Below are 26,740 nucleotides of genomic sequence, written 5' to 3' on the forward strand. Positions count from 1 at the left end.
GGCACAACACGCGCAGAACACCTCAGAAGAACACAGAAGAACCGATTCGCGAGCGGCGGCACGGAAACGGGAATGAGCACCGAACCCACCGAACACATAGCGCCGCGGCGGGCCCGGCACCATCCGCTGGCGCCACCCGACTGGCTGCTCCAGGGGCTGAAGCCGACCACCGCACCCGTCCCCTGGCCCGCCACCGTACGAGCGGCGGTGGCCCTGTCCGTCCCGCTCGCCGTCGGCTTCGCGCTGAACGAGCCCGAATACGGCGCGCTCGCCTCCATGGGCGCCCTCTCCGGAGTGATCGGCGACACCGCCGACGCCTACCGGATGCGCGTCCTGAACATCGCCGTCCCACAGGTCTTCGGCGCCGTCGGCGTGGCCCTGGGCACCCTCGTCTACGGCCACGGCTGGGTGGCCGTCGGCGCACTCACCCTCATCGCCCTGCTCTCCGGGATGATCTCCTCCATCGGCACGGTCGCCTCCGTGTCCGGTCTGCTGCTCCTGCTCAACGCCGTGGTCGGGGCCGGTCTCCCGATGCCACGGCCCTGGTGGATCGCCCCGCTGCTGCTGAGCGCGGGCGGGCTCTTCGTCCTCGTCCTGACCCTGCTGGGCTGGCCGCTGCACGGCCGCCGACCGGAACGGACCGCGGTCGCCGCCACCTACCGGGCCCTGGCGGACACCCTGGAAGCCGCCGGCGGCCCCGGCGACATCTACGACGAGCGGCGCCGCCGGGTCACCCGGGAACTCAACCGGGCCTATGACCTGATCCTGGGCCGCCGGGCCCGCGTGCACGGGCGCAGCCCGTCGCTCGTCCGCATGCTCGCGCAGCTCAACGTGGTGATCCCGCTGGTGGAGGCCGCACCCGCCGCCCACCTGCGCGGGCGGCCGCTGCCTGCCGAGATCCCCGCGGCCGTACGGGAGCTCGCGGCGGCCGTCGAGGAGGGCCGCACCACAGCACCCGCGCTCGACCTGCCCGAAGCCCGTACTCCCGCCGAACGGGCCGTGGACGCCGCACTGCGGCACGCCGCGTCGGTCGTCCACCTCGCCGAACCGGACCCGCACAACGTGGACGACCGCCTCGGCCGCCCCGCCGCGCTGACCGTGCGCACCCGGCGGGCGGTGCGCGACATGATGCTGTCCGAGGCCTCCTGGCGCTACGGGCTGCGGCTCGCACTGTGCATCGGCCTCGCGCAGTCCCTCGTGTCGGTGGTCGAGCTCGAACGGTCCTACTGGATCGCGCTGACCGTCACCTTCGTCCTCAAACCGGACTTCGGCTCGGTGTTCTCCCGGGCCCTGCTGCGCGCCCTCGGCACCGCGATCGGGCTGGTCGTCGCCGCCGCCGTGCTCGCCGAAGTACCGCGCGGCTGGTGGGACGTACCGGTCATGATGGTGCTCGGCGCGCTGATCCCGGTCTTCTCCGCCAAGGGCTACGCCTTCCAGACCGCCGCGATCACCCCGGTGATCCTGCTGCTCTCGGACCTGCTCAACCACCAGGGCTTCGACCTGATCCGCCCCCGGCTGCTGGACAGCCTGATCGGCTGCGCCATCACCCTGACCGCCGGATACCTGCTGTGGCCGGAGAGCTGGCACACCCGCATCGGGGACCGGCTCGCCGACACCGTGGACGACGCCGCCCGTTACGTGGAACGGGCCTTCGCACCGGCCGCGGACGACGCGGCCCTCGCGGCGGCCAGGACCACCCGCCTCCAGGCCCGGCGGCGGCTGTACCGCGACCTGTCGGGCGTACGCAGCGAGTTCCAGCGGGCGCTGACCGAGCCCCCGCCGACCGGCACCCGGGCCGCCGCCTGGTGGCCGCTGGTGGTCGCCGTCGAGCGGATCGTGGACGCGTCCACCGCCGCCCGGGTCCGCGTCAACCACGGCGCCCCGCCGCCCGCGGCCGAGGAGGTGGCGGCCGTCGCGCGACAGCTGCGGGAACTGGCCGGCCGGGTGCGCAGCAGCACCGTCCCGGTCCGGGTCGAGGGCGAACCGGAGGGCGACCAGTCGGGCGTCCTGGCCCCCGTCCACCAAGAGCTCGCGGCCGCCCGCGCCATCACCCGGCCGGAGCGCTGACCGGGCCGGGGGAAGGCGGACGGGAGAGCATCGGACCATGTACCGCGCCCCGGCCGTCCTGGCCCTCGCTCTGGCCCTGGCGGGGTGCGCCGACGTGGAGGGGCTGCACAGCGAGGGCGACCTGGGCACGGTGCACGCCCCGCAGAGCCTGTGGAAGGACATCCGCCCCGACCCGCCCCCGAAGCCGGGCACGTCCTCCGTGGTCCCGGGCCTGCCCGTGGTGCCGGGCCTCAGCATGCGCGCGGTGAACCCGGTGGGCGTCGTACGCGCCGACGTCACCTCCGCCACCGAGGAGGACGGCGGCACGGGCCGGCTGGTCGACCAGCGGGCCGCCCAGCGGCTCGCGCTCTGCACACAGGCTGTGGACGGCGGCCCCGACTGCCCGGTGCGCCCCGCGGTCTTCCACGATCTGACGGGCAACGGCCGGGAGGAGCTGATCACCGCCCTGGACATCGACGGCCGGCTCAGCGAGCTGCGCGTCTACACCGTCCGGGACGACGGGAGGATCGCCCGGATCCTGTCCCGGCGAGCGGTGCTGGAGGGGGTGGAGGTGGCCGCCGGACACCTGGCCGTCCGCGAGCCGACCTCGAACCCCGCCTACGTCGCCGTCGCCGACTACGTCTGGGACCCGAAGGGCGGGCTCATGAACCTCAGCCAGCTCACCCTCGACGACTGCCCCGCCCTCACCGGCGTTCCGCTCGGCACGGACGAGCAGCGATGCACGCGCTGAGCAGCCTCCGCTGGAAGATCGCCCTGACCACCACGGCGGTGTGCTGCGCGGTCGCCGCCGTGCTCGGGGTGCTGGTGCACAACGTGGTCGCGGCGCAGATCGTCGGCGAGGTCCGCAAGGACGCGGACACGGCCCTGGAGCACGCCCTCAGCCACTACGAGTACGGCACCACGCACGGCGACGTGAACATCGTCCTCGACCCGCCCCAGCTCCCCCGCCCGCTGCGCGAGCTGGTCGCCGGCGGCGACACCGGCAGCATGGTCGGCGCGTACGGGGGCAAGCCCGTCATGTGGGCCGCCGCGCCCGCCGACCAGCAGGCCCTCGCCGTGTGGATCCCCTTCGGGGACACCCGCGAACGGTTGCGGGACATCGACGCCGCGATCCTCGCCTCGGCCGCACTGGCCGCCGGGGTGGTGGCACTGGCCGGCCTCTTCCTCGCCGACCGGATCAGCCGGCGGCTCTCGAAGACCGCCGCCGTGGCCCGCCGGATCAGCGCCGGGGACCTGGACGCCCGGGTGGGGTTCCCCACCCGCGCGGACGACCGGCGGCCGGGCCGCCGCTCCCGGGACCGGGACGAGGTACGGGACGTGGCGCAGGCACTGGACCTGATGGCCGGGTCGCTCCAGGAACGGCTGGAGGCCGAGAAGCGCTTCACGGCGGACGTGGCGCACGAGCTGAGGACCCCGCTCACCGGCTCGCTGGCCGCGGCGGCCCTGCTGCCGGAGGGCCGCCCCAAGGAGATGATCAACGACCGACTGAAGGCGCTGCACCTGCTGACCGAGGACCTGCTGGAGATCTCCCGGCTCGAATCGGGCGTGGAACGGGCCGACCTCGCGCGGGTGGAACTCGGCAGGGCGGTGGGACGGGCCGTGGCGGGAGCCGGACCCGCCGTCTCGGTACGGGTGATCCGCGACGCGGCGGTGCTCACCGACCGGCGGCGCCTCGACCGGATCCTGGCCAACCTGCTGGCCAACGCCCACAAGCACGGCAGGCCGCCGATCGAGGTGACCGTGGACGGCCCGGTGGTCACGGTCCGCGACCACGGGCCCGGCTACCCGCCGGAGCTGATCGAGCAGGGCCCCCAGCGCTTCCGCACGGGAGACCCGGGGCGCGGGCGCGGCCACGGTCTGGGGCTGACGATCGTGGCGGGGCAGGCGGCGGTCCTGGAGATCACACTGAGCTTCGCCAACGCCCCGGACGGGGGCGCGTTGACGACGCTCAGGTTCCCCGTCGGACGCCTGCCGGGCGGGGATTGATCGCGCGGGCCCGGTGTTTCACGTGAAACACCGGGCCCCACACGGGCGATGCCGCTCAGACGCCGATGTTCTTGCCGTCCTTGCGCCAGACCGAGACGACGGCCGGGCGGACGATCTTGCCGGGACCGTCGGGCCACACCGACTGCGGCTTCTCGACGGACGCGCCGTCGATCTCGCCCGGGTGCTGGACGGCCACCAGGACGCGCTTGTCCTGGATCAGCGGGCCGCAGGTCTCGGCACCGCGCGGCACGGTCAGGAACTGCTTCAGCTCGCCGCGGCGTTCACCGCTGGTGGCGACGCCGAACAGGCCGTCGTGGGAGCCGAGCTGGTTGCCGTCGGTGGAGATCCACAGGTTGCCGTGCGGGTCGAAGGCCACGTTGTCGGGGCAGGAAATCGGGCTGACCTTGTCCTTCGGGAAGCCGGCGAAGTAGGTCGCCGGATCGTTCGGGTCGCCGGCGACCAGGAAGAGCCGCCAGGCGAAGCCGTCGCCGGCCGGGTCGTCGAAGTTCTCGGCGAGCTCCAGGATCTGGCCGTGCTTGTTCAGGTTGCGCGGGTTGGCCTCGGTGGCGCCTTCCTTGCCGGGCTTGCCGCGGTCGGTGTTGTTGGTGAGCGCGATGTAGACGCGGCCGGTGCGCGGCGAGGGCTCGACATCCTCGGGGCGGTCCATCTTGGTGGCGCCCACCTTGTCGGCGGCCTGGCGCGTGAAGACGTACACCTCCTCGGCGGTCATGCCCTCGACGTGCGAGACGTTGCCGGTGGCCAGCTTGATCCAGACGCCGGAGCCGTCGAACTCGCCGTCGGAGGGGATCGTGCCGGTGCCGTCGATCTCAGCGGCCGGGCTGTCACCGGTGAGCTTGGCGACGTAGAGCGTGCCCTCGTCGAGCAGCGTGAGGTTGTGCTCCTTCGCCGCGCGCGAATTGCCCTTCTTCATCTGCTTCGACGAAACGAACTTGTAGAAGTAGTCGAAGCGCTCGTCGTCGCCCATGTAGACGACCGGGCGGCCGTCCTCGGTCAAACGCGGCTGCGCGGCCTCGTGCTTGAAGCGGCCCAGCGCGGTGCGCTTGCGCGGGACGGAGTTCGGGTCGTACGGGTCCAGCTCGACGACCCAGCCGAAGCGGTGCGACTCGTGGGGCTCCTGGGCCACGTCGAAGCGCTTGTCGAAGCGCTCCCACTTGCGCTCGGTGGCGCCGGAGGTCACGCCGTAGCGCTTCAGGCGGGCGGCGGCAGCAGGGTCGGTGACCTGGCCGGCGTTGCCGAAGTACTGGTTGAAGTTCTCCTCACCGTGGAGCGTGGTGCCCCACGGGGTGGTGCCGCCGGCGCAGTTGTTGAGGGTGCCGAGCACCTTGGTGCCGGTCGGGTCGACGGAGGTCTTGAGCAGGGCGCTGCCCGCGGCCGGACCGGTCATCCGGAACTCGCTGGTGGCCGTCAGGCGGCGGTTCAGCTGGTGGCGGGAGACGGCGGTCAGCTTGCCGCTGCGGTGGTCCTCCTGGACGACGACCACCGACAGGCCGTGCGCGGCCCAGGCGATCTCGACCTGCTCGCGGGTCGGGTTGGCCGGATCGTACGCCTTGAACATCAGGACTTCGTCCGTGTACTCGTGGTTGGCCACGAGCAGCTGCTGGCGTTCGTAGCCCCCGCCGAGCGGCAGAAGGCTCAGGAAGTCGTTGTTGTAGCCGAACTGGCCGGCCTGTGCAGCGGCGGTCTGCTTGTCGGCGTTGAAGCCCGGGGCGCCCTTGATGATCGGGTCGCCCCAGCGGATGACCACGTTCTGCTCATGGCCCTCGGGGACGGTGACCTTGTCGTCGGTGTTCGGCGCGACGGACGTGAAGCGCAGGCCGCGGGCGGCTTCGCCGCGCCGGCCCGCACCGGCGGCCGCGGCGTCGGCGACGGGAGCCGCGCTGGCGGTCTGGCCCGACGCACTGAGCGCGACGGCGGAACCGGCCGCGGTGGCGACCGTCACGACGGCGGCGGAGCGGAGCATCGCGCGGCGGGAGTAGGCGCGGGCTATCACATCGCCCGCGTACTCGTTGTCGCTCGTGTTCGGCACCTCGTGGAAGCAGGCGTCACCACAGCGGTAACGACAGGTGAGAGCGGAACGGCCGCTCCCATGCGGGTTGCCGATGAACGGCAGGAGCTTGCGCACGAGTGTCCTCCGAGTGGCTGCGTGGGCGCCGACAACGTGTCGGAACAATCCAGCCGCGACGGTAGGCCCGGGTTGCGCCGAAGCGGCGGCGTGGGGATGAACGATGGGTGAACCCGGCACGTCGGAGCGGCAGTTCAGGAGCGGCATGATCACCTCAGGGAGCCGGGCGCCACGAAGGGCGCCCCTGCCGAAGATCCAGCCGGGCGGCCGATAACCTTACGTGTCCACTCTGGGCAGGGATCAACCGCGCAGCACGGACAAATGACGCACGCACTCATGCGAAAGGCCTGGCCCATGGGTATTCGGAGCTTGTTGCGCAAGGTGTTCGGACGGTCTGCGGAACCGGTTCCGGAAACCACCGACGCCACCTCGGCCGCTGTCCCGAACCAGGCGGAACGCACCCCTCTGGATGCGGCCGCCGACCTCGTGGCGGCGTCCTTCGACAATCCGACGGTTCCCCCGCAGTCCTCGCCGCGGGACCCGGAGCCCGGTACGGTCCTGACGGTCCCCGCCACGGCAGCGGACCCCACGGTCCCGGAGGCCCGCCGCCCGTCTTCCTCCTCGAAGCCCGACCAGGAACCCCCCGCCCCGGCGGAGCCGGCGACCGCCGAAGCCGATGGCGATGGCGATGCCGCCGCCGCGCAGGCACAGGCCCCCGTCACGGCGGAACCGCAGGACGAGCAGCCCGAGGCGCCCGCGCCGCAGGCGGAACCCGCCGAGGCGCAGGTCGCAACCGAGGCGCCCGCGCCGCAGGCCGAAGCCGAAGCCGAAGCCGAAGCCGAAGCTCACAACGAGCAGCCCGCAGCCGAAGCCCCGGCCCCCCTCACCGAACAACCCGACACCACCGCCCCCGCGGAGCCGGCGACCGCCGAAGCCGATGGCGATGGCGATGCCGCCGCCGCGCAGGCACAGGCCCCCGTCACGGCGGAACCGCAGGACGAGCAGCCCGAGGCGCCCGCGCCGCAGGCGGAACCGCAGGCTCACGCCGAGCAGCCCGCAGCGGACGCGCCGCCGGCAGCGGCGGAGGCCGAACCGCAGGCGGGGCCCGCGTATGCGGCGGCCGTCGTGCGGAAGCGGGCGCCCGGGGTGTCCGCCGCGTACAAGGCCGCCGGAACGGTGCTCCGCGGCAAGGGGAAGGCCGGCGCCCGCGCCACGGTCTACCTCGTCCTCGACCGCTCCGGTTCGATGCGCGGCTTCTACAAGGACGGCAGCGCCCAGCACCTCGCCGACCACGCCCTCGCCCTCGCCGCGCACCTCGACGACGAGGCGACCGTGCACACCGTGTTCTTCTCCACGGAGGTGGACGGCACCGCCGACCTGACCCTCGACAGCCACTACGGCTCCTGGGTCGAGGGCCGCCACGCCGAGCTCGGCCGGATGGGCCGCACCAGCTACCACGTGGCCGTGGAGGCCGTCGTGGAGCACTACCTCAAGGGCGGCGGCGAGGGCCCGGCCCTGGTCGTCTTCCAGACGGACGGCGCCCCCGACAACCGCCAGCCCGCCCGGCAGGCGCTGGCCGAGGCCGCCACCCGGGCCCCCGGCATCCACTGGCAGTTCGTGGCCTTCGGCGACCACGACTCCAAGGCCTTCGACTTCCTGCGCAAGCTGGACGCCGAGAACGCCGGCTTCTTCCACGCCGGTCCCGCCCCCGCCGAGCTGACCTCCTCGGCCCTCCTCAAGGGCGTCCTGGAGAAGTTCTGAGCACAACGGAAGGGCCCGGGGGCAGCCCCCGGGCCCTTCCGCACGGCTACACCGCTACCCGGCCACCGCTCAGCGCGCGGCGTCGGGGTGCACCGACTCCGCGATCGGCTTGGCGTCGGACGCCTTCGTCTCGACCGGCTTGCGCAGCGCGATGTTCAGCTCGCGCAGACGGGCCTCCTCCAGGACCGTCGGCGCGCCCATCATCAGGTCCTGCGCGTTGCCGTTGAGCGGGAAGGCGATGGTCTCGCGGATGTTCGGCTCGTCGGCCAGCAGCATCACGATGCGGTCCACGCCCGGGGCGATGCCGCCGTGCGGCGGGGCGCCGAGGCGGAAGGCGCGCAGCATGCCCGCGAACTCGCGCTCGACGGTCTCGGCCTCGTAGCCCGCGATCTCGAAGGCCTTCAGCATGACCTCGGGCTCGTGGTTGCGGATGGCGCCGGAGGACAGCTCGATGCCGTTGCAGACGATGTCGTACTGCCACGCCAGGATGTCGAGCGGGTCCTTCTCCTCCAGGTCCTTCATGCCACCCTGCGGCATGGAGAACGGGTTGTGGGAGAAGTCGATCTTGCCGGTCTCCTCGTCCTTCTCGTACATCGGGAAGTCGACGATCCAGCAGAAGCGGAAGACGTTGTCCTCGAAGTGGCCGGCGCGCTTGGCCGCCTCGACCCGGACCGGCCCCATGATCTTGGAGACCTCGTCGAACTCGCCGGCGCCGAAGAACACGGCGTGGCCGGGGACCAGACCCAGGCGCTCGGTGAGGACCTTGACGTTCTCCTCGGTGAGGAACTTGGCGATCGGGCCGGACAGCGAACCGTCCTCGCCCACGCGCACCCAGGCCAGGCCCTTCGCGCCCAGCGAGACCGCGTAGTCGCCGAGGCCGTCGAAGAACTTGCGCGGCTGGGCGGCGGTGTCCGGGACGGCCAGGGCACGCACGTGCTTGCCGGCGAACGCCTTGAACTCCGAGCCCTCGAACACGTCGGTGATGTCGACGAGCTCCAGCTTGGCACGCAGGTCGGGCTTGTCGTTGCCGTACTTCAGCATCGACTCGCGGAACGGGATCCGCGGGAACGGCGAGGTGACCTCGCGGCCGCCGCCGAACTCGGTGAAGAGCTCGGTCATCAGGCGCTCGATCGGCTGGAAGACGTCCTCCTGCTCGACGAACGACATCTCGACGTCGAGCTGGTAGAACTCGCCCGGCGAGCGGTCGGCGCGGGCGTCCTCGTCGCGGAAGCAGGGTGCGATCTGGAAGTACCGGTCGAAGCCGGAGATCATCAGCAGCTGCTTGAACTGCTGCGGGGCCTGCGGCAGGGCGTAGAACTTGCCCGGGTTCAGGCGGGACGGCACCACGAAGTCACGGGCGCCCTCGGGGGAGGTCGCGGTGAGGATCGGGGTCGCCATCTCGTTGAAGCCGAGGGCCACCATCTTCGACCGGATCGAGGCGATGACCGCCGAGCGCAGCATGATGTTGCGGTGCATGCGCTCGCGGCGCAGGTCGAGGAAGCGGTACTCCAGACGCCGCTCCTCGTTCACGCCGTCGTCGGTGTTGATGGTGAACGGCAGCGGGGCGGCGGCGCCGAGCACCTCGACCTCGGCGACCTCGATCTCGATCTCGCCGGTCGGCAGGTCGGGGTTCACGTTGTCCGCGCCGCGGGAGACGACCTTGCCGTCGATGCGGACCACGGTCTCCTTGGACACGCTGCTGAGGGCCTCGTTCGCCGCGGTGCCGGGGCGGGCGACCAGCTGCGTGATGCCGTAGTGGTCACGCAGATCGATGAAGAGGATGCCGCCCAGGTCTCGACGGTTGTGCAGCCAGCCGCTCAGTCGGACGTCGGCGGCGACGTCAGAGGCGCGGAGCTCGCCGCAGGTGTGGGACCTGTACCGATGCATCAGTCATCCAGTTCTACGCGATACCAGGGTGGATTCAACCGTCCCAAGGTTACCGTCCGGGGCGACGGCGGGGCGGGCAGTATCGCTCGCCTGCGCAAATGCGCGCGACAGGCACCGAAGAGGCACGTAACGGATATGACCTGTCAAGATGACCGAGTGCGTACCGAGGATGTCCTGGCCGCCGTCGCGACGGGTCTGTGGCGATGGGACAACGCCTCCGGGACGGTCTCCCTGGACGGGGAGGCCGCCCGGCTGCTCGGGCTGCCCGCCGAACCAGTGGAGCTGCCGGAGGCCGCCGTACGGTCGCGCTTCCACCCCGTGGATTGGAACGAGGTCAACGGGATCGTGAACCTGGCCGTCGCCGAGGGCACCCTCGCCGAGGCTCGACTGCGGATCATGGACGTGGACGGACGGGTCATGCGGACCGTGCGCAGCCGCTCCAAACCGCTGGAGCGGTGGTCGGCCGACGGCAGCCTGGACTACGAGCTGATCGGCACCATCCAGGAGGTCGCCGAGCCGCAGCCGGGCACCACCGCCGTGCACACGCCCATCACCGGCGACTGGCGGCGTTCCCGCGAGGCCTTCCTGCTGGACGCCGGCCGGGCGCTGGCGGAGGCCCGGTCCACGGCGGAGGTGCTGCGGGTCGCGGCCTCGCTGTCCATGCCGGGCTTCAACCCCGACGGGCTGGCCGTCTTCGGCGTGGCCGGGGACCGGCTGTCGGTCATCGGGCACCACGGGCACGACGCCGGGGACGAGGGGCCCTTCACGGACATGGCGCTGGAGACGGACTACCCGGCCGCGGAGGTCGTCCGTACGGGCCGGGCGATCTACCTGCCGACCCCGGAGGACTACAGACGGCGCTTCCCGGCCACCTGGCCGCTCGCGCAGCGCTTCGATCGGGTGTCCTGGGCCTTCCTGCCGCTGATCGTGGCCGGGCGGACCATGGGCGCGTGGATGGCCGCCTTCAGGCAGCCCGCCTCCTTCTCGCCCGACGAGCGGTCCGTCCTGACGACCGTGGCCAGGATGCTCGCCCAGGCCCTCCAGCGGGCCGGGGTGGCCGAATCCGAGCGGGAACTCACCACCGGCCTGCAACGGTCGATGATGCCCCAGCTCGGCCCGGAGATCCCCGGCATGCGGATCGCCGCCCGCTACGTCCCCACGGGTGGCGGTCTCCAGGTCGGCGGCGACTGGTACGACATGATCCCGCTGCCGTCGGGCCGGTTCGCACTGGTCATCGGTGACGTCCAGGGCCATGACGTCCGGGCGGCCGGGCTGATGGGCCAGCTGCGGATCGCCGTACGGGCGTACGCGTCCGAGGGACACCGGCCGGACGCGGTGCTCTCGCGCGCCTCCCGCTTCCTCGCCGGGCTGTGCGCCTCGCAGGACCCCCACACCGGGGACGGCGCCGACGACGACGCCGACGCCCGGAGCCCGCGGTTCGCGACCTGCCTCTACGTGGAGTGCGACCCTCGGACCGGAACGCTGGAGGTGGCCCGCGCCGGCCATCCCGACCCCGCGGTCCGGATGACCGACGGCACCGTCCTGACGCGGCCCACCGCCGGCGGGCTGCCCCTCGGGATCGTCCCCGACACCGACTACCCGACCACCCGATTCACCCTGGAGCCCGGCGAGACGATGATGCTCTGCACCGACGGGCTCATCGAGACCGGCGGCCACGACCTGGACACCGGCTGGGCCCGGCTGCGCGCCGTCCTGGAGGCCGACACGCACGAGGCCGGGGGCCATGAGGGCGGGCATCTCGAAGTGCTCGCCGACCTGCTGGTCCGGGCCGTGCACGGACCGTCCTCGCACCACACCACCGGCCCGCTGGCTGACCGCCGCGAGGACGACATAGCCGTGGTGCTGCTGTGCCGCGAGGGCGGCGGCTGCGGCTGCGGCACTCCGGTGGCGCACCCGGCCCGCCCCGTCCGCCGCACGATGCTGACCGTGGCCCAGGCGGAACCGGAACGCATCGCCGGCGCCCGCCGGCAGGTCCGGGAGCTGCTGCACGACTGGGCCGACGAGGAGCAGCTCGACGCGGTGGTGCTGATGGTCTCCGAGATGGTGACCAACGTCCTGGTGCACACCGACGGCGACGCCCTGCTGGTGGCGGAGGCCGCCGGCGAGCTGGGCGAGCGCCGGCTGCGCGTGGAGGTCACCGACTCCAGCGACGAGCTCCCGCACAAGCGGCACCCCGGCGAGATGGCCTCCAGCGGGCGCGGGGTGCTGCTGATGGAGATGCTGGCCGACGCGTGGGGCGTGGACCCGCGCGGCGAGGGCAAGTCGATCTGGTTCGAGCTGTACGAGCAGTCGAAGCAGCCGGACACCCCCTAGAGCCGGATGCCCCCCTGCAGCCGGGAGCCGCCTCAGGGCCCCGTGGTTGGATGACGGCGTGCCGAACTCCCTGCTCCCCGAACCGGTGCGGCGGCTCGCCGCCTGGTGCGCCGTCGCCCTGCTGGCCGCTGCCGTCCTCGCCGTCGGCGTATGGCTGTGCACCGTCCTCCAGACCGTCGTCACGCCCGTCCTGCTGGCCGTGCTGGGCACGGCCCTGCTCGGGCCGATGCACCGGCGCCTGGTGGGCATGGGGGCGAACCGCTCACTGGCCGCGGCGCTGACCTGCCTCGCCGTGGTCGCCGTCGTCGGCGGAGCCTCCTACATCGTGGTCCTCGCGCTCATCGAGACCGGCGACCAGATCGTCGACTCGCTGCGGCGGGCCGGCCGGATGCTCGCCGAGCACTTCGGGGCGGTGGGCACCTCGCTGGAGGACATCACCGCGAACTCCAAGGACCTGCTGGCGAAGTTCGGCGGCACAGCCGCGTCCGGCGTGGTCGCCGGGCTCAGCGTGGTGGGTTCGATGCTGGCGATGGTCCTGCTCGCGATGGTGCTGATCTTCTTCTTCCTGCGCGACTCCGACCGGGCCGTCGACACGCTGCGCTCGATCGTGCCGAGCCGTTCCGGCGACCTGATGGAGGCGATGGGGCGGCGCGCCTTCGAGGCCGTGGAGGGCTTCATGCGCGGCACCACCTTCGTGGCCCTGATCGACGGCGTGCTGATCGGCGCGGGTCTGCTGATCCTCGACGTGCCAGGGGCACTGGGCCTGGCCGCCCTGGTCTTCGTGACCGCCTACATCCCCTACCTCGGCGCGATCCTCTCGGGCGCCGTCGCGGTCCTGGTCGCCTTCGCCGACCGCGGGTGGGTGATCGGCCTGTGGGCGCTCGGCCTGGTGCTGCTGGTCCAGATGATCGAGGGGTACGTGCTGCAGCCCGTGGTGCAGAGCCGCACGGTGCAGATGCACCCGGCCGTGGTCATGCTGGCCATCACCGCCGGGGCCAGCGTCGCCGGGATTCTCGGCATGCTCCTCGCGGTGCCGCTGACCGCGGCGGTCTTCGGCGTCGCGTCGGAGCTCCGCGCCCGCTATGCCGCGGCGGAGCCGGAGCCCGAGCCGGAGGCACAGCCGCAGCCCGCGGGGCACGCCTGACCGGACTCCGGTACGACGACCGCGGGCCGCGCCCCCTTCCCGGGGCGCGGCCCGCAGTCGTGTCACGGCCTCACGCCGTCAGTCCTCCTCCGCCCGTCCCGCCCCGCGGTGGCCGAGACCGGTGCGGGCGGTGGTGGGGATGCGGCCCAGCCGGCCCGCCTGGAAGTCGTCGAAGGCCTGCTGGAGCTCGTGCCTGCTGTTCATGACGAACGGGCCGTAGTGCGCCATCGGCTCCCGGATCGGACGCCCGCCGAGGAGGACGATCTCCAGGTCGGGTGCATTGGAGTCCTGCGACTCGTCCGCCCGGACCGTGAGCGATCCGCCCTCGCCGAAGACCGCCGTCTGCCCGGTGTGGACGGGCCTGCGGTCCTCGCCGACCGACCCGCGGCCGGCCATCACGTACGCCAGGGCGTTGAAGTCCTCGCGCCACGGCAGGGTGATCTGCCCACCCGGCGCGACGGTCGCGTGGATCATCGTGATGGGCGTGTGGGTGATCCCCGGGCCCTCGTGGCCGTCCAGCTCACCGGCGATCACCCGGAGCAGGGAGCCGCCGTCCGGGGTGGACAGCAGGGTGACCTTGCCGCCGCCGATGTCCTGGTAGCGCGGGGGCATCATCTTGTCCGAGGCCGGCAGGTTCACCCACAGCTGGAGGCCGTGGAAGAGCCCGCCGCTGACGACGAGCGACTCCGGCGGGGCCTCGATGTGCAGCAGGCCCGAACCGGCGGTCATCCACTGGGTGTCGCCGCCGTTGATGACTCCGCCGCCGCCGTTGCTGTCCTGGTGGACGAAGGTGCCGTCGATCAGGTACGTGACGGTCTCGAAGCCGCGGTGCGGGTGCCACGGGGTGCCCTTCGGCTCGCCCGGCGCGTACTCCACCTCGCCCATCTGGTCCATCATGATGAACGGGTCCAGGTACTGGTAGTTGATCCCGGCGAACGCGCGGCGCACCGGGAATCCCTCACCCTCGAACCCACTCGGTGCGGTGACGACGGCCAGCACCTTGCGCGGGACGGCGGCCTGGGGCTGGGCCACGCGCGGAAGCGTCAACGGGTTCTCAACAGTCACTGCGGGCATGGTCAGGACCTCCTTCTGATCCGAGTTTAGTTGAAACTCGAACTTTCTGCCACCGGTCAGAACGCGGACCCCCCGTCCTCCATTCCCGGAGCGGCAACCCGCCCCGGCGACACACGGTCCGTGACACGCAACCGACACAGGGTGGCCTGAAGATCACGATCCACTTCCGGCACCCGATGCCTCGCCCTTCACACCCGCACACCTTGATAGAACTGACGTCCACGGCGACACGACGATCTCGAAGACACCACGGGGGAGACGATGGGTTTCGACGAGGAATGGGCCCAACTGCGCGCGGAGGCGACGGAGCGTCAGAACCCCGCCATGCGTCTGAACCAGCTCGCCGCACCGGACGGCGGAGGCGGAGGCGGCGGCTCGGCCGACTTCGGCAGCGACGAGTCGAAGAAGAAGATCGCATCCGGAAAGCTCGGCGGCGAGGTCAGGACGCAGACGGAGACCGCCGCCAAGAAGGCCGACGAGGAGACGGCCTCCGCCATCACCGCCTTCTCAGGCTGGGACACGGCGGCGGGCCTGAAGACGGTCGAGACGACCTGGGACAACCAGGTCAAGAACCTGCTGAGCCGCCTGGCCACGGAGTCCCACAACCTGGCCGTCACACGGCGGATGTTCCTGGGTCAGGACAACGAGATCTACAACGGCTTCCGCCCGCTGCTGAAGCCCGCGCCCGAGCCGGGCGTCGAGGCATACCGCTGAGAGGGGAGCAGTAGACCATGGGACTCACCTACAAGAAGGTCATGTCGACCCAGTACGACAAGCTCACCGCCGCGGCGAAGGCCTGGGACGACATGGCGAGCGACTTCAAGAAGGCGGAATCGGCCTACGCGGCGGCCACCCAGGGGCTGGCGCAGGGCAACACCACCTGGCAGGGCATAGCCCAGGGTGCCGCCTACACGAACTTCGCGGGCACGCAGTACGAGTACGGGGCCGCGCAGACGCAGGCGAAGGCCGTCGCAAACCTGCTGCGGGACGCGCACGGGCAGTTCACGGAGCTGAAGCAGCGACTGGAGTCGGTGGTCGCGGACGCCCGCAAGGCGAAGATGGCCGTCGACGACGAGGGCAACGTCCGCCCCGACCTGACCGCCCAGGAACGCTACGCGTACGTCCACGACCCCGACGGCCAGAAGCTGCTCGGGGAGTGGAACAAGGCGGCCAACGACTGGGCCGACCAGATCAAGAAGTACGTCAAGGCCTTCGAGGACGCCGACGCCGGCGTGAAGCTGGCCCTCGCGGGCGCCGTGAAGGACAGCAACAAGGACGCCATCACGGGCAAGGACGCCACGCGGAACGGCTTCAACGCGGACGCCAAGAGCGACATCGAGGAATACGAGCTGGAGTACGTCAAGGACGTCGCCACCCGGCTCAACAGCGGCGCGCCCGTACCGAACGCCGACGTCGAGGCGTTCAACCGCATCATGCGCGACAACAGCAACCCGGCTTTCAAACACCACACGGAGTTCGGCCGGGACTTCGTGGGCGTGCTGGGCGCCGAAGGCACGATCAAGCTGGCCAACACGCTCAACAACGTCGCGCACTCGGGTGATTCCGGCCGCAAGGGCCTCTACGGCGACACCAACAAGTCACTGGCCAACACCCTCGCCAACGCCACACAGATGGTCTTCGTCGAAGGGCAGAAGAACCCTGCCTACGGCACCAAGGAGTACCAGCAGGCGTTCGAGAAGTGGTCGAAGACCCCGGACGCGAAGTTCTACAACGACTTCATGGCCGACCTGAAGAAGGCGGGACTCGACAGGTTCGACCTGGACGTAGCGGCCGACAAGGCCCCCATGACCCGCGGCCAGGGCCAGGAGATCCGCGGCTACCAGGGACTGGTCACCCTCATGCAGCAGGGTGACGGCTACTCGCCCCAGTTCCTCGGCGACCTCACGGACCAGATGATCGACGCCGAGAAGAAGGACAAGGACGTCTGGGACCTGCACGGCAAGTTCGAGGGCAGCAAGGACGGCTGGTTCAAGAACGATCCGGTCGACGCAACGCTGGGGATCATGAGCCGCAACCCGGAGGCTGCGACCGGCTACCTCGACCCCGCGAACGACGGCGACAAGAACCGCCTCGAGTACCTGACGACGAAGCGGGACTGGGACGTCGTCAACACCGTCGACTGGCGCGGCAACATGGAGATCTCCGGCTCCGACACCTTCGACAAGGACGCCCGCACCGGCCTCGGCCTGGCCATCGAGGCCGCCACGACGGGCCGCGCGGCCGGCTCGCCAGGCGCGGAACTCGGCCGCCACAGCGAGGCCCAGGCCCGCATCATGCACGACACGATCAACCTCCTCGACTACGGCAGCGCCACCGGCAGGGACGGCGACGACTCGAAGGCGAACGGCGACAACCTGCTCAAGGAGCCGGGCTACGCGAGCATGCGCGGCTCCCTCGCAAGGGCACTGGCCTCGTACACGCCGGACATGGTGGACACGATCGTCGGCGATGGCACCATGAGCGGTCAGCCCGGTTCCGGTTCCGACGGAAACGAATCCCGGATCCAAAACAGCCGGAGCAGCATGCTCCGCATCATGCGCGGCGTCTCCGAGGACCCCGAGAACTTCTTCCTCCTGCACGAGGCCGAGCGCCGCTACACGGCACATCAGCTCACCACACAGGACCTGTCCGACCCCGAGGCCGTCAAAAACCTCGCCGCGAAGATCGGCGAGGCCAACGGCGCGTACAACGCGGTCGGCGGCGACGTGCATTTGGGCGAGCGGGATTCCAAGCTGAGTGCCGCCGGCGACCAGCGCGTCTACGGCTACCACGTCATCGGCGGTGCCATCACCGGCATCCCGGTCGTCGGGGACATGGCCCAGCGAGTCGTCGACGGCTACTGGAACGAGTGGCTCAAGGGCGTCACCGCGGAACAGGGCCTGCTGGCCCGGGACCGCATCAGCTCCGGCAACGACGCTGCCCAGGACGACCTCAACCGCATCTTCGACAGCTGGGGCACGCAGACGCGGCAGTCGGAGACCATGATCGACGCCGCCCAGCGAGAAGCACGGCAGAGCTACACGAGCGGGCGCGAGAGCGCCTACGACGCACTGCGGGAACGGAAGTAATCCATGCCCATACGCACACGAGGTACGCGCCCCGGGCGGGCGGTCGCCGTACTGGCCGCAGTGGCCGCCCTGGCCGGCTGCGCCGGGCTGTTCACCTGGTGGAACACAGATGCCCTGGGTCCGGACCACTTCTGCGCCGGCGCCCTCCCCTCGTCCGAGGCGGGTTCCGTGCTCTCCGGCCCCGGCCGGATCGTCCAGAAGAGCCTGCAGGACGGGTCGGACCCGTACTACTCGTTCTCGTGCAAGGTGCAGCGCACGAACAAGTTCCTGAGCGAGGACCAGCCCGGTCTAGAAGCCGAGCTGTCCTTCGACAGCGCAGACTTCGCCTGGGCCGGCTCCGCGCTGTGGAAGGACGCCTCCGCCTTCTCCTACTTCGTCGGTGGGGCGACCGGTGCGGCCTCCGAGACGCAGGCATGGGTCCTGCTTCCGGGCGGCTGCCCCGGCGCGGTGCGGCCCAACTCCAAGGAATCCGAGGTCTCGGTCCTCAAGGTGAACCTGGCACAGGGCCGCACCACACCCGAGGCGCTCGCCCGTGTCGCGATGTCCGGGGCCCGGCACGTGGCCGACGGCCTCGGCTGCAAGGACACGGGCGCCTTGAAGGACCCCGCCCGCCTGCAGGGGCCGGCCGGTGCGCCGAAGCCCACCGACCCGGCCAACGCATGCGGTATTCCGGGGTTCCGGCTGCCGGAAGCGGCTCTGGTCCAGGGCAAGGCGGAGCAGGGCACGGAGCGCGTCACCGGCAAGGAGTCCCGAACCCGGGTGTGCAGCCTCGACCTGCAGGGGTCCGGAGCACCGCGGATCGACTTCGCGGTCAGCGACGATCCCGTGGTGACCCAGGGGGTACGCCAGGACAAGGCTGCCACCCGCGAGCGCAGCCGGACCGTCACCACCTGCAAGGACGGCGATCTGTACCTGGGTATGAGCCTCAACGACGCCTACAGCGACCTGCTCCTCGACGAGGGAATGGACAAGGCGTCGCAGGCCCGCACGGAACTCTTCGAAGCCTTCGCCAACGCCGTGACCGCGGAGCGCGGCTGCGGGACGCCGAAGAGCTGACGGCGGAAGGGCAGGCTCTTCGGCGGGAAGCCGTTGGAGATCGAGACGCGGACCGGGCCGCATGAGCCGGACTTCGCGTTCCCGCCCGAGGCCTGGAAGAACCCGTCCGCCATGGCGTACGTCCCGGACGGCGCGTCACCGGTACCGGGACGTGCTCGACGCCGGGGGCTGCGCCGCGCCACAGCAGATTTTCCAGACCTTCGTCGACGCAGCCGGCAAGCGGTAGCCGTGCCCTCGGTGCGGCTTCCGCACGGCTGACGACTGCATGGGGTGCGGGGTGGACCGGATTCTCGGCCTCCCCCGCACGCCCTGCCCACCGGCGACCAACCGAACCGTCAAGGAGAAACATGACTGCCGACGCCCCCGCCGAGCACACGCCCGATCCCGCGGCCGCCCCACCGGCGCGCTCCGAGGAGCCGCGCCGGGCAGGACGTATCGAGGGGTGGTCGATCGCTTGGATGCTCCTGGCCATGGCCGTCTGGGGATGGTTCCTCTTCCTGATGCTCGCCGACTACGGCCCCGAGTACGGGGGCCGACCCGAGTGCCGGGGCCCGCTGGTCGGCCCGCTGTCCGAGGACCGCTCGTGCCGCGACGCACTGCGTGAGTGGCCCGCACTGCTGGGGATCCTCGCGCTGGCCTCCATAGCGACCGTCGTCGCAGCGGCGACCACGGTGTACGCCAAGGTCCTCTCCCGCCTGGAGGGCCGCGACTGGACCAGCGGACGGCCATAGGGCTCCAGTCTCCGGCGGAGCGATGCGGTGGCCCGTCACGGCAGGCGGCGGGCGCTCATCCCCACCGGCTGGTCCGCCCCCTGCGGACTCCGCAGCAGGGGGCGCAGGGCGACCGTGCCCAGCGCGACCAGACTCGCGGTCAAGGCCAGGAGCAGGAGCGCGTCGAGCGCGTCCTCCTTCTGGTGGACGCCCAGCACGGTCGTCCGTACGTGCTTCGTCGCACCCTCCGTGCCGCGCGGCCAGTCGACGCTCACCGCCTCGGGGAGCACGTGCCGGTCGTCCGGGACGAACGTGCTGTAGCAGCTCGTGGTCACTCCCTTGCCCGTGGCCCGCTCGTGACAGCTCACGGCGGTCAGCAGGCCGGGGGTCCCCGTCCAGCCCAGGGCGGCGGTGGCAAGTACGCCGGTGAGGGGCGCCGTCAAGAAGGACACCAGGGCGCAGACGACGCACAGTACGCGCCCCTGCCACGGCCACTCCGCTGCCGTACGGCTGCCCAATCCGGCCATCGCCCACCTCCGCCGATCCCGCCCGCAGCCGGATCCTCGCAGGGCGGCGGATACGGGGACGCTGCCGGGTACCGGCAGTCTTCGGCGTCCGTGGCGGCCACGCGGGCCTACGTGCGGATGCGGACCGGGCGGCCGGCCGGACGGCTCCCGGCCGTCGGCGCAGCCAGGGCGTCTAGCCGTACATGCGGCGCATCGCGAAGTCGACCATCTGCTCGACCGCCTTCGCGTCGAAGACCATCCGGTGGTCGCCCTCCATGTCGAGGACGAAGCCGTACCCGGTCGGCAGCAGGTCGATCACCTCTGCGCCGGTGATCACGAAGTACTTGGACTCCTTGCCGGCGTACCGGCGCAGCTCCTTCAGCGTGGAGAACATGGGGATGACCGGGTGCTGCGTGTTGTGCAGTGCCAGGAAGCCCGGGGTTTCACCGCGCGGGCAGTAGACCTTCGACGTCGCGAAGATCTGCTGGAAGTCCTCGGCGGCGAGCTGACCGGTGGTGAAGGCACGCACGGCGTCCGTGAGTGACGGCGGGGACGGCTCCGGGTACAGCGGCGGCGTCTGCTGCGCGTAGCCCTGCTGCGGCGGAGGCTGCTGCGCGTAGCCCTGCTGCTGGGCGCCCGGGTTCTGGTCGTAGCCGTACATGCGGCCCACCCTACCGAGCGGCCGAAGCCGTACCGGCCGGTACCGGCCACGGCTTCCCGGCGGGGGCCTCAGCCGGGCAGGTCCCCCGCCTTCAGCGCCCGTACGAACGGGGCCCAGGCCGATGCCGCGACGGTGACGACCGCGCCGTCGCGCCGCTTCGAGTCACGCACGGGGACGACCCCGGCGAGACCGTCGGCCACTTCGACGCAGTCGCCGCCGGTGCCGTTGCTGTAGCTGCTCTTGCGCCAGGTCGCGGCGCTCAGGTCAGTTCCGCTGCTTGCCATGTCGGTAATCCTCTGCCGCGGCGTCGAGGAGGGCCAGGGACGCCTCCGGCGGCAAAGCGGCGGCCCTCAACAGATCGTAGGACCTGCGGTACTCCTTCACGAGGGCCGGAAAGTCGATGAGTTGGCCGCTGTGCAGGCTCTCCACGTAGACCACGGGCGGCGCGTCCGGGAAGGTCATCAGCTTCGCCATCCCCATCATGAGGGCGTGGGCGGCGGTCGTTTCCGGGACGACTTGCAGAATGGACCTGGTCCGGCGGACCACGGCCGCGATGTGCTCCAGCAACTCCGCCATCTGCGCGGATGGCAGGGCCGGGCGGCGGATCACCGACTCGTCCAGCACGGCCCAGAAGTCGGGCGGGCACTCTCCGCCGAAGAGCTTCGCCCGCCCCATCCGGGCGGCCACCAGCTTCTCGATCGTCTCGTCGGCCGCCCGGGGCATGGCGGCACGGCTGATCGCCCGTGCGTAGGCGGGGGTCTGGAGCAGCCCCGGTACGAGCATCGGGGCCCACTCCTCGATGGTCTCGGCGAACGGCTCCATCTCCGCCACGTCCGCGAAGTACTCGGCGTGGCCCGACTGCCTCGCGCGGCGCGCGTCCTCACAGCGGCGCTCGAAGAACCCGTCCGTCCCCAGCCGCGCGTCCACGTGCCGGGCCAGGTCCAGCGGCATCCGCCGCTCCCCGCGCTCGATCTGGCTCAGGAACGGCACGCCCCTGAAGCTGCCCTCGGCCAGCTGGTCGAGCGTGAGCCCGGCGGCCTCCCGCTTGTAGCGGAGTTCCGCTCCGTAGAACGACGGCACGTTCGCCGATGCGTCCGGGTCCTTGCGAGCCGGCACAACCCACCACCGCCATTTGCCACTTGTCCAGCGCAACCGGAAACCCTTCCCAAGGTACGCGGCAGGGCGCCAGCCTGTGAGGGCTTCGTCACACTCCGCCACGAAAGGGTCTGCCATGAGCGACCACCCCCACGACCGCGAGGCCTTCGCGGCCCTCGACGCACTGCGCGGCGCGCTCGCCGCGCACGGGATCACCCTGCCCTCGCTGGACCTGCACCTGCCCTCCTACGCCGGGCGCTACGGGACGCCGCCACTGATCACCCTCGGCAACTGCAGCGCCGCCACCGCGCAGCGGATCGCCTCCGCACTGGCGAAGCGGTGAACGAACTCATCATCCGGCTGCTCGCTACGCCCCAGGCGGCCCCCGTGCTGCGGCACGCCGTGCGCGAGCACCTCGGGCCCGAGGGGCACCCCGACGCCGAGCTGTGCGTCACCGAGCTGCTGGCCAACGTCGTCCGCCACCTCGGCGAGGGCACGCCCGTCACCCTGCGGATCAGCGGAAGGGCAACCCGTACGCGGGTCGAGCTCACCGATCCCGCACCGGCGGCCCGGCCCGTACGACGGGAGGCTGCCGGGGACGAGGAGTCCGGGCGCGGGCTCGCCCTGCTCGACGCCCTGGCCGCGCGATGGGGGGTCACGCAGGGGCACGGCACCAAGACGGTGTGGTGCGAGCTTGACCCTGGTCACAGTCGACTCGGAAGGGTTGCCGTTATTACCGGCGGGTAGCATCATGTTGTTACCGATTGGTATGTACGAGGAACCTGTCTCCCCGAGCCTTAACGGAGCCGTCGCCATGGGGCACTACAAGTCGAATCTCCGCGACATCGAGTTCAACCTCTTCGAGGTGCTCGGCCGCGACCAGCACTACGGCACCGGTCCGTTCGAGGAGATGGACACCGAGACCGCCAAGAGCGTCCTGTCCGAGATAGCCCGCCTCGCCGAGAACGAGCTGGCCGAGTCCTTCGCGGACGCCGACCGCAACCCGCCCGTCTTCGACCCGGAGACCAACACGGCGCCGGTCCCGGCCTCCTTCAAGAAGAGCTACCAGGCCTTCATGGACTCCGAGTACTGGCGTCTGGGCATCCCGGAGGAGATCGGCGGCACCGTCTCCCCGCGCTCCCTCGTCTGGGCCTACGCGGAGCTCCTGCTCGGCTCGAACCCGGCCGTGTGGATGTACTCCTCCGGCCCGGCCTTCGCCGGCGTCCTCCACGAGGAGGGCAACGAGGCGCAGAAGAAGATCGCCCAGATCGCCGTCGAGAAGCGCTGGGGCTCCACCATGGTCCTCACCGAGCCGGACGCCGGTTCGGACGTGGGCGCCGGCCGCACCAAGGCCATCCAGCAGGAGGACGGCTCCTGGCACATCGAGGGCGTGAAGCGCTTCATCACCTCCGGTGAGCACGACATGGAGGAGAACATCCTCCACTACGTCCTCGCCCGCCCCGAGGGCCACGGCCCCGGCACCAAGGGCCTGTCCCTCTTCCTCGTCCCGAAGTTCCACTTCGACTGGGAGACCGGCGAGCTGGGCGAGCGCAACGGCGTCTACGCCACGAACGTCGAGCACAAGATGGGCCTCAAGGCCTCCAACACGTGCGAGATGACCTTCGGCGACCAGCACCCCGCCAAGGGCTGGCTGATCGGCGACAAGCACGACGGCATCCGCCAGATGTTCATGATCATCGAGTTCGCCCGCATGATGGTCGGCACGAAGGCCATCGCGACGCTCTCGACGGGCTACCTGAACGCCCTGGAGTACGCCAAGGAGCGCGTGCAGGGCCCGGACCTGGCGAACTTCATGGACAAGACCGCGCCCAAGGTCACCATCACCCACCACCCCGACGTGCGCCGCTCGCTGATGACGCAGAAGGCGTACGCCGAGGGCATGCGCGCCCTCGTCCTCTACACCGCGACCGTCCAGGACGAGATCCAGGTCAAGCAGGCCGCGGGCGAGGACGCCTCCTCCCTCGTCGGCCTGAACGACCTGCTCCTGCCGATCGTCAAGGGCTACGGCTCGGAGAAGTCCTACGAGCAGCTCGCACAGTCCCTGCAGACCTTCGGCGGCTCCGGCTACCTGCAGGAGTACCCGATCGAGCAGTACATCCGCGACGCCAAGATCGACACCCTGTACGAGGGCACCACGGCCATCCAGGGCCAGGACTTCTTCTTCCGGAAGATCGTCCGCGACCAGGGCGCCTCGCTGAACATCCTCTCCGAGACGATCAAGAAGTTCCTGGCCGAGGCCGTCGGGGGCGAGGAGCTGGCCGGCGCCCGCGACGCGCTCGCCAAGGCCGCCGTGGACCTGGAGGCCATCGTCGGCCAGATGATCGTCGACCTCACCGCCACCGGCGAGGACGTCAAGAACATCTACAAGGTCGGCCAGAACACCACCCGCCTGCTGATGGCCTCCGGCGATGTGGTCGTCGGATACCTCCTGCTCAAGGGCGCCGCCGTGGCCGCCGAGAAGCTCGCGACGGCCTCCGCCAAGGACGTCCCCTTCTACACCGGCAAGATCGCCGCCGCGAAGTTCTTCGCCGCCGAGGTCCTCCCGGGCGTCTCCGTCCAGCGCCAGCTGGCCGAGGCCGTCGACAACTCCCTGATGGAGCTCGACGAGGCCGCCTTCTAAGGCGCCCCGCCCGCGGCACCACTGCGCCGCACCCGCACAGCGGCCGGGTCCCCGCACGGGGACCCGGCCGCTGCCGCGTGCACGGGCACCGCCACAGGGGCCCTGTACTGCGGCTTTCCCCGATGTCAGTCGTTCATGGGACGCTCGTAGGCATGAGTCCACAGGATCAGCACGGCAGCAGGGGGTACTCCGTCCCCACCGGGCGGCCGTACGCCCTCAAGGAGCTGCAGGCGAGCCTGGGCAGCCTCGGCGACCACCTGCGCGAGCTCTACGACGGCGCCCACCCCGCCGAGTACGACACCATCGCCGACGCGCTGTACGTGGCCTTCCAGACGGCCGCCGGACTCGCCCCCGCCAAGAGCTACACCGGCTGCCCCGAACACCCCAACGGCGCCCTCGACCCCGAGGCCCCCGAGGGCTGGGGCCGCTGCCTCATCTGCAACGACCGCCGGCGCCTCGGACAGCGCCACCGCGGCGGACCCGGCGCCGCCCCCGCCGCCGAGCAGCGCCGCCTGGGCTACCCCGTACCAGACGGCCCGTACACGCTGCACGCCCTGCGCACCCACCTGCGCACCGTCGAGGACCAGCGGTTCCACCTGGGCCTGTCCTCACCCGCCGAGGACTTCGTCCGCATCGCCGACGACCTCCACCGCGCCTTCATCGTCGCCCGCGAGCTGTCCCGCCCCCGCAACGCCTCCGGCTGCTCCGAACACCCCGGCGCACCGATCGACCCCGACGCACCTCCCGGCGAAGCCTGTATCTTCTGCGCCGGACGCCGAAGGCGCGCGCAGCGCTCCCCGCAGACCCCGGAGATGCTCCCGCGCATCCGCCGGGGCGAGCGCAGGCAACTGCAGCGCAGATTCGAGCGTCCGCCGGGCTGAGCACGCACGGGAACGCGGACCCCCGCGGACACGGAACCGTTCCCCCGGCGACCCGCCCGGTCCGGCCATGACGAACAGGAACCCGACCCTCGTTAAGGTGAACCACCTGGTTTCCTCCCCTCCCCGGCGGGAGGGGCTGCCCACACTCACGAGTGGGCCTGTTTCGCCACGGACCGCCCCGACCGAGAGGAGGACCTCCCGTGGACCGTTCGCACACACCCGGACGCCCAGGACCGCTCCCCGGCCTGCGCGTCCGTCGGATAGAAACGGTAGGTGAACGACCGCTTCGCGGAAGGGAACCCCGCACCGCGGAGGGCGCGGTCGGTCATGATCCGAACACAAGCACAGGTCACAGCCTGACGCTGCGGCGCTCCGCCGCAACGAGGCTCCGAGCCGGAACTGCGTTTCCTCACCCGGCTGAAGCCGGGGGCTTCCACACAAGGGAAATACGATGAGCTCTCCCGCCCGCTTCGACCGCGGCCACACCGACGATCTGATGACCTTCCTGACGGCCAGTCCGACGCCGTACCACGCCGTGGCCAACGCGGCCGAGCGGCTGGAGAAGGCCGGCTTCAGGCAGCTGTCGGAGACGGACGCATGGGACTCGGGCAGCGGAGGCAGGTTCGTGCTCCGCGGCGGCGCGCTCATCGCCTGGTACGTCCCCGAAGGCGCCTCGGCACACACCCCGTTCCGCATCGTCGGCGCCCACACCGACTCACCGAACCTGCGGGTCAAGCCCCTCCCCGACATGGGCTCGCAGGGCTGGCGGCAGATCGCGGTCGAGATCTACGGCGGCACCCTGCTCAACACCTGGCTGGACCGGGACCTGGGCCTGGCCGGACGGCTGACACTGCACGACGGCACCGAGCGACTCGTGAACATCGACCGGGCGCTGCTGCGCGTGCCCCAACTGGCCGTGCACCTGGACCGATCGGTGAACAGCGACGGCCTCAAGCTCGACAAGCAGCGGCACATGCAGCCGATCTGGGGTCTGGGCGATCCGCACGAGGGCGACCTCATCGCCTTCCTGGAGGAGGAAGAGGGCCTGGAACACGGCTCGGTGGCCGGCTGGGACCTGATGGTCCACTCGATCGAGCCGCCCGCCTACCTGGGCCGGGACCGCGAACTCGTGGCCGGCCCCCGGATGGACAACCTGCTGTCCGTACACGCCGGGGTCGCCGCGCTCGCCGCCGTCTCCGGTGCGCAGAAGCTCGACCACATCCCCGTGCTGGCCGCCTTCGACCACGAGGAGAACGGCTCGCAGTCGGACACCGGCGCGGACGGCCCGCTGCTGGGGAACGTGCTGGAACGTTCAGTCTTCGCCCGCGGGGGTACCTACGAGGACCGCGCCCGAGCCTTCGCCGGCACCATCTGCCTGTCCTCCGACACCGGGCACGCCGTGCACCCCAACTACGGTGAGCGACACGACCCGACGCACCACCCGCGTGCCAATGCCGGCCCGATCCTGAAGGTCAACGTCAACCAGCGGTACGCCACCGACGGCAGCGGGCGCGCGGTGTTCGCCGCCGCGTGCCAGCGCGCCGGCGTCCCGTGGCAGACCTTCGTCTCCAACAACGCGATGCCGTGCGGCACGACGATCGGCCCGATCACGGCCGCCCGCCACGGCATCCAGACCGTGGACATCGGCGTCGCGATCCTCTCGATGCACAGCGCGCGCGAACTGTGCGGCGCGGACGACCCCTACCTCCTGGCCAACGCCCTGGTCGCCTTCCTGGAGAGCTGAGCCCGCGGGCCGGGCCCGAAG

At 71.2% G+C, this 26,740-nt stretch carries 22 protein-coding genes; 15 read left to right on the forward strand and 7 right to left on the reverse strand.

The features are described from left to right. Positions 1–72 precede the first annotated feature (72 nt). From AW27_RS16105 to AW27_RS16115, 3 genes are read left to right on the forward strand one after another with little or no spacing between them, the layout of a single operon-like run. Positions 73–2,067 carry an FUSC family protein gene (locus AW27_RS16105; protein WP_078556299.1) on the forward strand — a complete coding sequence of 665 codons (1,995 nt, stop codon included), beginning with the start codon at positions 73–75 and terminating at the stop codon, positions 2,065–2,067. A 37-nt stretch (positions 2,068–2,104) separates the two neighbouring features. Beyond that, positions 2,105–2,797, forward strand: coding sequence for a hypothetical protein (locus tag AW27_RS16110; RefSeq protein WP_037920645.1), 693 nt, complete (start codon positions 2,105–2,107; stop codon positions 2,795–2,797). Then, positions 2,785–4,053, forward strand: a complete 1,269-nt coding sequence (locus AW27_RS16115; RefSeq protein WP_037920642.1) for a sensor histidine kinase — start codon at positions 2,785–2,787, stop codon at positions 4,051–4,053. Before AW27_RS16110 ends, AW27_RS16115 begins: the two co-directional genes overlap by 13 nt. A 55-nt stretch (positions 4,054–4,108) precedes the next feature. Here the strand turns inward: AW27_RS16115 and AW27_RS16120 are convergent, their stop codons facing one another. Further along, on the reverse strand, positions 4,109–6,196 hold the full coding sequence (locus tag AW27_RS16120) for a PhoX family protein (protein ID WP_037920640.1): 2,088 nt from the start codon (positions 6,194–6,196) through the stop codon (positions 4,109–4,111). Between the two features lie 294 nt (positions 6,197–6,490). On the opposite strand from AW27_RS16120, the gene AW27_RS16125 reads away from it, so the two are divergent. Beyond that, positions 6,491–7,897, forward strand: coding sequence for a VWA domain-containing protein (locus tag AW27_RS16125; RefSeq protein ID WP_304949876.1), 1,407 nt, complete (start codon positions 6,491–6,493; stop codon positions 7,895–7,897). A gap of 69 nt (positions 7,898–7,966) precedes the next feature. Here AW27_RS16125 and aspS read toward each other — a convergent pair whose 3' ends face one another. Then, positions 7,967–9,784 carry an aspartate--tRNA ligase gene (gene aspS / locus AW27_RS16130; RefSeq protein ID WP_037920636.1) on the reverse strand — a complete coding sequence of 606 codons (1,818 nt, stop codon included), beginning with the start codon at positions 9,782–9,784 and terminating at the stop codon, positions 7,967–7,969. A 156-nt stretch (positions 9,785–9,940) separates the two neighbouring features. Between aspS and AW27_RS16135 the strand changes: the two genes are divergently transcribed. Both AW27_RS16135 and AW27_RS16140 read left to right on the forward strand, forming a co-directional pair. Next, positions 9,941–12,118, forward strand: coding sequence for an ATP-binding SpoIIE family protein phosphatase (locus AW27_RS16135; RefSeq protein ID WP_037920634.1), 2,178 nt, complete (start codon positions 9,941–9,943; stop codon positions 12,116–12,118). A 58-nt stretch (positions 12,119–12,176) separates the two neighbouring features. Then, complete coding sequence (locus tag AW27_RS16140) at positions 12,177–13,262, forward strand: AI-2E family transporter (protein WP_037920632.1); 1,086 nt, start codon at positions 12,177–12,179, stop codon at positions 13,260–13,262. Between the two features lie 78 nt (positions 13,263–13,340). Here AW27_RS16140 and AW27_RS16145 read toward each other — a convergent pair whose 3' ends face one another. After that, the gene (locus tag AW27_RS16145) at positions 13,341–14,336 is read right to left on the reverse strand and encodes a pirin family protein (protein ID WP_037920630.1); all 996 of its coding nucleotides are present in this window, start codon (positions 14,334–14,336) and stop codon (positions 13,341–13,343) included. Positions 14,337–14,597: 261 nt separating this feature from the next. On the opposite strand from AW27_RS16145, the gene AW27_RS16150 reads away from it, so the two are divergent. From AW27_RS16150 to AW27_RS16165, 4 genes are all read left to right on the forward strand, one after another. Further along, entirely contained in the window at positions 14,598–15,050 is a 453-nt protein-coding gene (locus AW27_RS16150; protein ID WP_037920628.1) for a hypothetical protein, read from the forward strand. A 17-nt stretch (positions 15,051–15,067) separates the two neighbouring features. Then, a complete protein-coding gene (locus AW27_RS16155) occupies positions 15,068–17,425 on the forward strand; it encodes a PPE family protein (RefSeq protein WP_236647599.1) in 2,358 nt (785 codons plus the stop codon). Between the two features lie 3 nt (positions 17,426–17,428). Then, positions 17,429–18,481 (forward strand): hypothetical protein, encoded by a 1,053-nt coding sequence (locus AW27_RS16160; protein ID WP_037920625.1) that lies wholly within the window; start codon positions 17,429–17,431, stop codon positions 18,479–18,481. Positions 18,482–18,828: 347 nt separating this feature from the next. Beyond that, on the forward strand, positions 18,829–19,212 hold the full coding sequence (locus AW27_RS16165; protein WP_037920623.1) for a hypothetical protein: 384 nt from the start codon (positions 18,829–18,831) through the stop codon (positions 19,210–19,212). 35 nt (positions 19,213–19,247) lie between these two features. On the opposite strand, the gene AW27_RS16170 is transcribed toward AW27_RS16165, so the two are convergent. The 4 genes from AW27_RS16170 to AW27_RS16185 form a co-directional block, all read right to left on the reverse strand. Continuing rightward, the gene (locus tag AW27_RS16170) at positions 19,248–19,718 is read right to left on the reverse strand and encodes a hypothetical protein (protein ID WP_037920621.1); all 471 of its coding nucleotides are present in this window, start codon (positions 19,716–19,718) and stop codon (positions 19,248–19,250) included. Positions 19,719–19,890: 172 nt separating this feature from the next. Then, on the reverse strand, positions 19,891–20,358 hold the full coding sequence (locus AW27_RS16175; protein ID WP_037920618.1) for an SseB family protein: 468 nt from the start codon (positions 20,356–20,358) through the stop codon (positions 19,891–19,893). 68 nt (positions 20,359–20,426) lie between these two features. Next, a complete protein-coding gene (locus AW27_RS16180) occupies positions 20,427–20,642 on the reverse strand; it encodes a DUF397 domain-containing protein (RefSeq protein ID WP_037920616.1) in 216 nt (71 codons plus the stop codon). Further along, on the reverse strand, positions 20,623–21,474 hold the full coding sequence (locus AW27_RS16185; protein ID WP_037920614.1) for a helix-turn-helix domain-containing protein: 852 nt from the start codon (positions 21,472–21,474) through the stop codon (positions 20,623–20,625). The genes AW27_RS16180 and AW27_RS16185 overlap by 20 nt, the downstream gene beginning before the upstream one ends. Positions 21,475–21,589: 115 nt before the next feature. Between AW27_RS16185 and AW27_RS16190 the strand changes: the two genes are divergently transcribed. From AW27_RS16190 to AW27_RS16210, 5 genes are all read left to right on the forward strand, one after another. Further along, positions 21,590–21,796 carry a hypothetical protein gene (locus tag AW27_RS16190; protein WP_037920612.1) on the forward strand — a complete coding sequence of 69 codons (207 nt, stop codon included), beginning with the start codon at positions 21,590–21,592 and terminating at the stop codon, positions 21,794–21,796. Continuing rightward, positions 21,793–22,200 carry an ATP-binding protein gene (locus AW27_RS16195; protein ID WP_037920610.1) on the forward strand — a complete coding sequence of 136 codons (408 nt, stop codon included), beginning with the start codon at positions 21,793–21,795 and terminating at the stop codon, positions 22,198–22,200. Before AW27_RS16190 ends, AW27_RS16195 begins: the two co-directional genes overlap by 4 nt. A 67-nt stretch (positions 22,201–22,267) precedes the next feature. Then, the gene (locus AW27_RS16200; protein ID WP_037920608.1) at positions 22,268–24,094 is read left to right on the forward strand and encodes an acyl-CoA dehydrogenase; all 1,827 of its coding nucleotides are present in this window, start codon (positions 22,268–22,270) and stop codon (positions 24,092–24,094) included. 152 nt (positions 24,095–24,246) lie between these two features. Beyond that, the gene (locus AW27_RS16205; RefSeq protein ID WP_037920606.1) at positions 24,247–24,975 is read left to right on the forward strand and encodes a hypothetical protein; all 729 of its coding nucleotides are present in this window, start codon (positions 24,247–24,249) and stop codon (positions 24,973–24,975) included. A 451-nt stretch (positions 24,976–25,426) separates the two neighbouring features. After that, complete coding sequence (locus AW27_RS16210) at positions 25,427–26,719, forward strand: M18 family aminopeptidase (protein ID WP_037920604.1); 1,293 nt, start codon at positions 25,427–25,429, stop codon at positions 26,717–26,719. Positions 26,720–26,740: the final 21 nt, after the last annotated feature.

The sequence above is a fragment of the Streptomyces sp. PCS3-D2 genome, assembly GCF_000612545.2.
GTDB lineage: Bacteria > Actinomycetota > Actinomycetes > Streptomycetales > Streptomycetaceae > Streptomyces.

Bases quoted from the DNA above. Each gene is read 5' to 3' on its own strand.
- AW27_RS16160 (WP_037920625.1), top strand. From the start codon at position 17,429: ATGCCCATACGCACACGAGGTACGCGCCCCGGGCGGGCGGTCGCCGTA.
- AW27_RS16170 (WP_037920621.1), bottom strand. From the start codon at position 19,718: ATGGCCGGATTGGGCAGCCGTACGGCAGCGGAGTGGCCGTGGCAGGGG.
- AW27_RS16200 (WP_037920608.1), top strand. From the start codon at position 22,268: ATGGGGCACTACAAGTCGAATCTCCGCGACATCGAGTTCAACCTCTTC.
- AW27_RS16190 (WP_037920612.1), top strand. From the start codon at position 21,590: ATGAGCGACCACCCCCACGACCGCGAGGCCTTCGCGGCCCTCGACGCA.
- AW27_RS16175 (WP_037920618.1), bottom strand. From the start codon at position 20,358: ATGTACGGCTACGACCAGAACCCGGGCGCCCAGCAGCAGGGCTACGCG.
- AW27_RS16165 (WP_037920623.1), top strand. From the start codon at position 18,829: ATGACTGCCGACGCCCCCGCCGAGCACACGCCCGATCCCGCGGCCGCC.
- AW27_RS16110 (WP_037920645.1), top strand. From the start codon at position 2,105: ATGTACCGCGCCCCGGCCGTCCTGGCCCTCGCTCTGGCCCTGGCGGGG.
- AW27_RS16125 (WP_304949876.1), top strand. From the start codon at position 6,491: ATGGGTATTCGGAGCTTGTTGCGCAAGGTGTTCGGACGGTCTGCGGAA.
- AW27_RS16105 (WP_078556299.1), top strand. From the start codon at position 73: ATGAGCACCGAACCCACCGAACACATAGCGCCGCGGCGGGCCCGGCAC.
- AW27_RS16180 (WP_037920616.1), bottom strand. From the start codon at position 20,642: ATGGCAAGCAGCGGAACTGACCTGAGCGCCGCGACCTGGCGCAAGAGC.
- AW27_RS16150 (WP_037920628.1), top strand. From the start codon at position 14,598: ATGGGTTTCGACGAGGAATGGGCCCAACTGCGCGCGGAGGCGACGGAG.
- aspS (WP_037920636.1), bottom strand. From the start codon at position 9,784: ATGCATCGGTACAGGTCCCACACCTGCGGCGAGCTCCGCGCCTCTGAC.
- AW27_RS16205 (WP_037920606.1), top strand. From the start codon at position 24,247: ATGAGTCCACAGGATCAGCACGGCAGCAGGGGGTACTCCGTCCCCACC.
- AW27_RS16145 (WP_037920630.1), bottom strand. From the start codon at position 14,336: ATGCCCGCAGTGACTGTTGAGAACCCGTTGACGCTTCCGCGCGTGGCC.
- AW27_RS16210 (WP_037920604.1), top strand. From the start codon at position 25,427: ATGAGCTCTCCCGCCCGCTTCGACCGCGGCCACACCGACGATCTGATG.
- AW27_RS16155 (WP_236647599.1), top strand. From the start codon at position 15,068: ATGGGACTCACCTACAAGAAGGTCATGTCGACCCAGTACGACAAGCTC.
- AW27_RS16115 (WP_037920642.1), top strand. From the start codon at position 2,785: ATGCACGCGCTGAGCAGCCTCCGCTGGAAGATCGCCCTGACCACCACG.